Source organism: Mycobacterium tilburgii (assembly GCF_902168065.1).
Taxonomy (GTDB): Bacteria; Actinomycetota; Actinomycetes; order Mycobacteriales; family Mycobacteriaceae; genus Mycobacterium; species Mycobacterium tilburgii.
On record NZ_LR655727.1, the window covers coordinates 20,670 to 28,764 of the forward strand.

Annotated in this window: 7 protein-coding genes and 4 pseudogenes; 8 read left to right on the forward strand and 3 right to left on the reverse strand. The window is 64.7% G+C overall.

Annotated elements, in window-relative coordinates; genetic code table 11:
- Positions 1-105: 105 nt before the first annotated feature.
- Positions 106-807 (forward strand): annotated as a pseudogene (locus FQ389_RS13955) (3-hydroxyacyl-CoA dehydrogenase NAD-binding domain-containing protein).
- Between the two features lie 135 nt (positions 808-942).
- A pseudogene (locus FQ389_RS22630) lies at positions 943-1,133 on the forward strand (class I SAM-dependent methyltransferase); the annotation flags it as partial.
- A gap of 219 nt (positions 1,134-1,352) precedes the next feature.
- Here FQ389_RS22630 and pcaA read toward each other — a convergent pair.
- Positions 1,353-2,216: a cyclopropane mycolic acid synthase PcaA gene (gene pcaA / locus FQ389_RS13965; protein ID WP_144208628.1), complete on the reverse strand. Its 864-nt coding sequence runs from the start codon at positions 2,214-2,216 to the stop codon at positions 1,353-1,355.
- A 182-nt stretch (positions 2,217-2,398) separates the two neighbouring features.
- On the reverse strand, positions 2,399-3,100 hold the full coding sequence (locus FQ389_RS13970) for a TetR/AcrR family transcriptional regulator (protein WP_144208631.1): 702 nt from the start codon (positions 3,098-3,100) through the stop codon (positions 2,399-2,401).
- Positions 3,101-3,293: 193 nt separating this feature from the next.
- On the opposite strand from FQ389_RS13970, the gene FQ389_RS13975 reads away from it, so the two are divergent.
- The 6 genes and pseudogenes from FQ389_RS13975 to deoC all read left to right on the forward strand — a co-directional run bounded on the left by FQ389_RS13975 (position 3,294) and on the right by deoC (position 7,274).
- Positions 3,294-4,601 (forward strand): DUF445 domain-containing protein, encoded by a 1,308-nt coding sequence (locus FQ389_RS13975; RefSeq protein ID WP_144208649.1) that lies wholly within the window; start codon positions 3,294-3,296, stop codon positions 4,599-4,601.
- Between the two features lie 88 nt (positions 4,602-4,689).
- Complete coding sequence (locus FQ389_RS13980; protein ID WP_144208634.1) at positions 4,690-5,097, forward strand: helix-turn-helix domain-containing protein; 408 nt, start codon at positions 4,690-4,692, stop codon at positions 5,095-5,097.
- 234 nt (positions 5,098-5,331) lie between these two features.
- A pseudogene (locus FQ389_RS13985) lies at positions 5,332-5,860 on the forward strand (heparin-binding hemagglutinin).
- A gap of 47 nt (positions 5,861-5,907) precedes the next feature.
- Positions 5,908-6,171: a DUF2516 family protein gene (locus FQ389_RS13990; protein ID WP_044512797.1), complete on the forward strand. Its 264-nt coding sequence runs from the start codon at positions 5,908-5,910 to the stop codon at positions 6,169-6,171.
- A 4-nt stretch (positions 6,172-6,175) separates the two neighbouring features.
- A pseudogene (locus FQ389_RS20395) lies at positions 6,176-6,606 on the forward strand (DUF2599 domain-containing protein).
- Complete coding sequence (deoC, locus tag FQ389_RS14000) at positions 6,606-7,274, forward strand: deoxyribose-phosphate aldolase (RefSeq protein WP_144208637.1); 669 nt, start codon at positions 6,606-6,608, stop codon at positions 7,272-7,274. The pseudogene FQ389_RS20395 and the gene deoC overlap by 1 nt, the downstream one beginning before the upstream one ends.
- Before the next feature lie 9 nt (positions 7,275-7,283).
- On the opposite strand, the gene FQ389_RS14005 is transcribed toward deoC, so the two are convergent.
- The coding region (locus tag FQ389_RS14005; RefSeq protein WP_144208640.1) for an LmeA family phospholipid-binding protein at positions 7,284-8,095 on the reverse strand (812 nt) is incomplete at its 5' end.

The following is an 8,095-nucleotide window of genomic DNA, read 5'->3' on the forward strand; positions in this document are numbered from 1 at the left end:
TACACGTTCGGAGCGGTGAAGATTAGCTGAAGTAGCAATAGGCCCCGCCCGGGATCGCCAGGCGGGGCCTATTGCGGTCAACCAGAACACAATGGAGAAACTACAGTGAGCGACACACGGATTCAGCGAGTAGGGGTCCTCGGGGCCGGGCAGATAGGACACGGAATCGCCGAAGTCTCCGTCCGCGCCGGCGTCGCCGTCACCGTGTACGAGACCACCGACGCCCTGGTCATCGCGGGCCAAAACCGCATTGTGAAGTCGCTGGAGCGGGGAGTCAGCGCGGGCAAGGTGACCGAGCGCGAGCGTGACCGCGGACTGAGCCAGCTCACCTTCACCACCGACCTGAACGACCCCGCCGACCGCCAGCTGGTTATCGAGGCGATCGTCGAGGACGAGGCCGTCAAGGCCGGTGTCTTCGCGAAGCTCGACGAGGTGATCACCGATCCCGACGCGGTGCTGGCGTCGAACACCTCCAGCATCCCGATCATGAAGCTCGTCGCCGCCACCAAGAATCCCCAGCGCGTGCTGGTGCCTGCACTTCTTCAACCCCGTGCCGGTGCTGCCGCTGGTCGAGTTGGTCAGCACGCTGGTCACCGACGAAGCCGCGGCCGCCCGCACCGACGAGTTTGCCGGCGCCGTGCTCGGCAAACGGGTGGTGCGGGTCGGCCTGGACACCCTCAAGCTGATCGCCGACAAGATGTACGAGGAATTCAAAGAGCGCACTACGGCCCGCCGCCGCTGTTGCTGCAGATGGTCGAGGCCGGGATGCTGGGCAAGAAATCCGGCCAAGGCTTCTACGCGTACTGACGCCGGTCGGGCGCCACGGCTTCGGTTATCTGGCATTTACCTAGCTTTTTGGATACCATCCTCGCGAATCAACCGAGGGAAGGTATCCACACGGGCATGATGCAGTAGAGACCCTATTACGAAGAATCGCAATCGATTTACGACGTTTCCGACGAGTTTTCGCATTATTCCTGGATCCCACAATGGGATACACATGCGCGTATTTCGAGCGCGACGACATGACGTTGGAAGAGGCGCAGAACGCCAAGTTCGATCTGGCCCTGAGCAAGCTGAATCTCGAGCCGGGGATAACGCTGCTCGACATTGGGTGCGGCTGGGATGGTGCTGCAGCCGCATTACGCCCGCACGCTGAACATGTGGGCCGCCAATCTCGGGGCCAACAACGAACGAGCGATCGCCATCCAGTCTAAGAGGTCTACGACCGCTACATGAAGTACCTGACCGGCTGCGAAAACTTCTTCCGTAAGGCATCTGCAACGTGGGGCAATTCACCCTGGCGAAATGACGAGACACCCCGGCCCAGGGCCGGGGGTGCTCCACCGCATCTACTTTTCCAGCGTGAATTGGTCGACGTCGGTGTAGCCCTGGCGGAACAGCTTCGCGCAGCCGGTCAGGTACTTCATGTAGCGGTCGTAGACCTTCTCCGACTGGATCGCGATGGCGGCGTCCCGGTTTGTTTCCAGCGCGGCCGCCCACATGTCCAGGGTGCGCGCGTAGTGCAGTTGCAGAGATTGAGTCTGGGTGAGCTTAAACCCGGCGTCGTACGCGTGCTCCTCGACCAACGCCGGGGTGGGCAGCCAGCCGCCCGGGAAAATCTCGGCCAGGATGAACTGCGTGAAATGAACAACTTCGTGCGTTAACGGCAACCCCTTGGCCCGGGCCTCTTTGAACGCCGGGCGCACGATGGTGTGCAACACCATCGTGCCGTCGGCGGGCAGCACCGAGTACGCCATCTCGAAAAAGCGCGCCCACCGCGCGCGGCCGAAGTGCTCGAAAGCGCCGATCGACACGATCCGGTCGACGGGCTCGTCGAACTTCTCCCAGCCCTCCAGCAGCACCCGCCGGGTGCGGTGAGTGTCCAGCTGGTCGAACGATTTCTGCACGTGCTCGGCCTGGTTCTCGGACAGGGTCAGGCCCACGACGTTGACGTCGTACTTCTCGATGGCCCGGCGCAGCGTGGCGCCCCAGCCGCAGCCGATGTCGAGCAGCGTCATCCCGGGCTCGAGACCCAGCTTGGACAGCGACAGATCGATCTTTGCCAGCTGAGCCTCTTCCAGGGTCATGCCGTCGCGCTCGAAGAATGCGCAGCTGTAGGTCTGAGAGGGATCCAGAAAGAGCCTGAAGAAGTCGTCCGACAGGTCGTAGTGCGCTTGCACATTGCCAAAATGGGGGGTGAGCTGCACGGCCATAACGAAAGAAGCCTTCCTGTATCCCAGAGGTGCGGGCCGACGAATCGGGGGATGCCATGCACCTCCGGCGCATGCCTCCTGCATGTTAGCGGTTCCAGCAGGCTCATGCCGTGTGCCGCAGACCACACCTAGGGTTACACGATGAGTGCGCGGTGCGCAAAACGAGCGCCGCGCCGGCCCGTTCAGGAGTCCCGCGGCGGCACGATCGGCGACGGATGCGGCTCGGCACGGAACTTCTCCAAAGACCCGCCCACCTCGACGATTCCGCACAGGGCGTTCCAGCTGAGCATGGTTAGGTAGTCGATCAATTCATCTCGGGTCATCCGCGGATTGGACATCCACGAGTGAGTGGCCAATTGCACACCGCCGACGATTAAATAGGACCACGGCTCGGCGCCGCCGGTGTCCATCCCGACCTGCACCATGCGCCGGCGCATCATCACCGCGATCATCCGGGCGATGATCCGCTCGGAGTCCGCGATCACTTTGCTCTTGCTGGCCGAGCTGTTGGCCATCACGAACCGATACGGCTCGGGCTCGTTCGCTACGGTGTCGACGTAGACGCGGATGACCTCACGGGTCAGATCGATGCCGTCCAGGTTCGACGTCAATGCCGCGGCCATGTTCGGAATCAACGTGGTCTGGGCAAACCGCATCATCACGGCCGTCGTTAAGTCGTTTTTGTCGACGAAGTACCGATACAGAACCGTTTTGGAAACGCCGATCTCTGCGGCGATTTCATCCATGCTCAAGTACCGGCCGTGTCTGCGAATGGCGTCGATCGTGCCATCAACCAGCTCGTTGCGGCGCTCCACCTTATGTTGGTGCCAACGCCTCTTACGACCGTCCGTCTTGACGATTACAGCAGGGATTTGCTCTGTCACTATCGACGATTCCCATTCACTAGAACGCTGTTGATAATACGGCGTAGAGGGTCTGGATGGCGGCGGGGCTGGCCATTGGCTACGAAACCCGGCGATGTGTCGTAAAACGAACTGGCAATCGATACATGATGGTGTGGTGGCACATAGACCGTCGTCGAGAGTCGACGCATCGGCCGCGGCCGCCGCGCGGCCGATGCCAGCCACGTCGGCGACCCTCCGGACGTCCTTCGCGGAATCGTTCGCTTGCGCCGATCCGGAGGTCGACGTTCAACGGCGCGTAGCGCTGCGGCGAATGAAATTGGTGGCGCTGAGCTTTCTGGTCGGGACCACCGGGGTGTTCCTAGCGTGCCGCTGGGCGCAGGCGCACGGAAGTGTCGGCGCCTGGGTTGGTTACGTCGGTGCGGCCGCGGAAGCGGGCATGGTGGGGGCGCTGGCCGACTGGTTTGCGGTGACGGCGCTGTTTAAGCATCCGCTGGGCATACCGATCCCGCACACCGCCATCATCAAGCGCAAAAAGGACCAGCTCGGCGAGGGCCTGGGCACCTTCGTGCGGGAGAACTTCCTGTCCCCGGAGGTGGTGGAGGCCAAGCTGCTGGACGCCCAGGTGCCCGGTCGGCTCGGCAAGTGGTTGTCGGACACCTCCCACGCCCAGCGCGTGGCGGGCGAGACCGCGACCGTGCTGCGCGTGCTCGTCGAGTTGCTGCGCGACGAGGACGTCCAGCAGGTGATCGACCGGATGATCGTGCGCCGCATCGCCGAACCGCAGTGGGGGCCGCCGGCGGGTCGGGTGCTGGCGACGTTGCTCGCCGAGAACCGCCAGGAGGCCCTCATCCAACTGCTGGCCGACCGGGCCTTCCAGTGGTCGCTGAACGCGGGCGAGATCATTCAGCGGGTCGTCGAGCGTGACTCGCCGACTTGGTCGCCGCGCTTCGTCGACCACCTCGTCGGAGACCGCATCCACCGCGAACTGATGGACTTCACCGACAAGGTGCGCCGCAACTCGGACCACGAACTGCGCCGTTCGGCGGCCCGCTTCCTGTTCGAATTCGCCGACGACCTGCAGCACGACCCGGACACCATCGCTCGTGCCGACGCGGTCAAAGAGCAGCTGATGGCGCGCGACGAGATCGCCAACGCCGCGGCGACGGCGTGGAAGACGCTGAAACGGTTGGTGCTCGAGGGTGTCGACGATCCGTCTTCGGTGCTGCGCACCCGGATCTCGGACGCCGTCGTTCGGATCGGTGAGTCGTTGCGTGACGACGCCGAGCTGCGCGACAAGGTCGACAACTGGATCGTGCGGGCGGCGCAGCATCTGGTTTCGCAGTATGGGGTGGAGATCACGGCGATCATCACCGACACGATCGAGCGGTGGGACGCCGAGGAGGCGAGCCGGCGCATCGAGCTGCACGTGGGCCGCGACCTGCAGTTCATCCGGATCAACGGCACGGTGGTCGGCTCGCTTGCGGGACTGGTGATCTACACCATCGCGCAGCTCTTCTAAGGGTGCTAACTACTGCTTTTAAATGCAAGCACATGTCCGTACGCTTGTTAGCTGTCAAGGCACGCTCACGGACCAGAGGAGCACGTAAATGTCGCCGGAGGAAACGCTCTCCGCGAAGGTGTCCCCCGCAGCGTCCGACATCGGCAGTTTTATCCGTAGCCAGCGCGAACTGGCCCAGGTGTCGGTGCGCCAACTCGCCGAACTGGCCGGCGTCAGCAACCCCTACCTGAGCCAGGTCGAGCGTGGCCTGCGCAAACCGTCCGCCGATGTGCTGAGCCAGATCGCGAAGGCGCTGCGGGTCTCCGCCGAGGTTCTCTACGTGCGCGCCGGGATCCTCGATCCCAGCGACAAGAGCCAGGTGCGCGACGCCATCATCACCGACACGGCGATCACCGTGCGCCAAAAACAGATCCTGCTCGACATCTACGCCTCATTTGCCCAGCAAAACGACGTTGCCCGCGAGGAGTGTCCGCCCGAATCCGACAGCCACGAGTGAGGTGGGCCGGCGGGCTGGATCGGTGGCGAACCGCCCGAGCCCTGAGTTGGCCCCTCACCGATACCCACCAGATCGCCCATCCCGACCCGACCGACCAGGAGGTTTCCGGCAAGCCGCGTGTCAAGTCAATACTCGGGTCTTGACTACTCCCCGTCAGGGGAGCGTCGCTCGCCCCGACTTCCCAACCGAATTTCATAAACGTCCAGCACAACCAACCATGATTAAGGAAACACCATGGCTGAAAACACGGACATCGAAGAACTGCGGGCGCCGTTGCTCGCGGCCCTGGGTGCCGCCGACCTGGCCCTGGCGACCGTGAACGAACTCATCGGCAACCTGCGTGAGCGGGCCGAAGGCACCCGCACCCGCGTCGAGGAGAGCCGCGCTCGGATCGCCAGGCTGCAGGAAGACCTGCCCGAGCAGTCGCCCAGCTGCGTGAGCGCTTCACCCCCGAGGAGCTGCGCAAGGCCGCCGCAGGCTACCTGGAGGCAGCGCCCACCCGGTAAAACGAGCTGGTCGAGCGGGGCGAGGCCGCGCTGCAGCGTCTGCGCAGCCAGCGGCCGGTCGAGGAGACCACGGCGCGTGCCGATGGCTACGTGGACCAGGCCGTCGAGCTGACCAGGAGGCGCTGGGCATTGTGGCGTCGCAGAAGGCCCCCGCCAAGAAGGCTCCGGTGAAGAAGGCCGCGGCCAAGAAGGTCACCCAGAAGTCAGGTCAAGCTCCGAGTTACCCTTCGAGGCAGCTCGGGGCTCGACGGACATGACGCAACCCGCATACGCTTGAGCCGTGAGCCAAGCCGTGAATACCGTCATGTGGGTCTTGCAAATCGGTGTCCTGGTCATGACAGTGTACGCGTTTGTGCACGCTGCGATGCAGCGGGCCGACGCTTACACCGCCGCGGACAAGCTGACCAAGCCGGTGTGGCTGGTGATCCTGGGCGGAGCAGTCGCGTTGACATCCATCCTGGGCTTTATTTTCGGGGTGCTCGGGATGGCCATCGCGGCCTGCGCGGCGGGTGTCTATCTGGTCGATGTGCGGCCAAAGCTGTTGGAAATTCAGGGCAAGTCACGCTGACCCGATGAAGGCTCTGGTGGCCGTGCCGGCGGCGGCCCTGGCCCTGCTGGGCCCGGTGGCCGCGACCGGTACGGCGTCCGGCCGATCCCGGTTACGATCCACCCTTCGTCGACCACACCGCCTGCGCTCTCCCGGAGTGGTCCCAGCGGGGGCAGCTGAGGAGCCTGCAGGTCTTTCCGACGCCGTCCGGACGGCTGGCGTCCGGGCCACCCCGGGACTGCGGCTGCCGCCGACGAAGCCTGGTCGGAGGTGGTGGCGATGACGCCGGACGCCGACAGCCCGATGCGGGCGCAGTTTATCTGTCATTGGGAAATCGCCGAGACGGCCCAGCCCGGGAAGACCAGCTGGAATCTCGAGCCGTGGAGCCCCGTCGTCGACGACGCCGAGATGGTCTCATCCGGCTGTAACCCCGGCGGCCCGGAAGAGGCCCTCTGATGGCACTGAGCCGCAACCAGTTGGCGGGCCTGGTCGACCACACCTTACTCAAACCCGAGGCCACCGACGCCGACGTGGCCGCATTGGTCGACGAGGCCGTGGAGCTGGGGGTCTACACGGTGTGCGTGTCTCCATCGATGGTGCCGCTCGCGGCGGCGGCCTCCGGGGTTCGGGTCGCGACGGTGGCCGGCTTCCCGTCGGGCAAGCACACCTCGGCGGTCAAGGCGCAAGAGGCCGCCGGGGCGGTGGCGGCCGGCGCGACCGAGGTCGACATGGTGATTGACGTCGGCGCCGCGCTGGCCGGGCAGCTGGCGGTGGTGCGCTCCGACATCGGCGCCGTGCGCGCCGCGATACCCGGCACCGTGCTCAAAGTGATCGTGGAATCGGCTGTGCTGCTTGGGGATTCGGACGGGCGCACGCTGACCGAGGTGTGCCGCGTCGCCGAGGATGCAGGCGCCGACTTCGTGAAGACCTGCACCGGCTTTCACCCCGCCGGGGGCGCCTCGGTACGCGCCGTCGCCCTGATGGCGCAAACCGTCGGCGGTCGGCTCGGGGTCAAAGCCAGCGGCGGAATCCGCACCGCCGCCGACGCGCTCGCGATGGTGGACGCCGGGGCAACCCGGCTGGGTCTGTCCGGCACCCGCGCGGTCCTGGACGGACTGGGCTAGCGCCTGACCCTAGAGGTTGGCGAAGCAGGAGTCGTTGTTGTCGCCGGCCGGGATGGTCGCATTGCGGGTGGAGAAGTGACTCGTCACGCCGGTTCCGGTCACCTGCACGCTGTCCGCGTGAATGCCCAGCGGGTAGTTGGCTGTCAGCTTCTGCGTGTAGGCATCCAGCGTCGACTGCACGCTCTCCCGGGGCATCGTGAAGCTGAGCGCATTGAAGCTCTGGATCTGCAGCCGGATGCCATTACCGGAGACCACCGGCCTGGTCGTGATGTTGTCCAGCATCCCCTTGAGTTCGATGGTGCCGTCGCTGGGATGGGTGATCACGCTGTTGGTGATGAACGGGCCCAGCACCGGAATCGCGTTCTGCACCGATTCCTTAATGCCGTCGCTGGTCCAGGTGATAGTCGCGTCGAGCGCGCCGATGGTGCCCTTGGAGTTGGCAGTGTCGTCGAGTTTGACGTCTTTGATGCTGATGTCGATCTTCATCGTCTTGGCATCGCGGATCTGGTGGCCCGTTGTCGACACCGTGATGTTGGTGAAGTGCTGCGTCGCGAGCTGCCACAGCAGCAGCGGCGCCACCCCGAAGGACGCCGTTGCCTGATCCTGAACCTCGCAGGCCACCGCCTGGGCGACCTTGTTGTTGGCGACGTGGCGTGCGTACAGCTCCCCGCCGATCAGGCCTGCTATCACCAGCGAAACCACGATGATGCAGATCAGGACGATGGCCAGCGGGTCGCGCAGTCTTTTCTTCTTCTTCTTCTTCTTCTTCTGCGCTGGCTCTTCGCCGGGGGTGGCGAGGCGATCCGTGGGCGGCGCGGGGG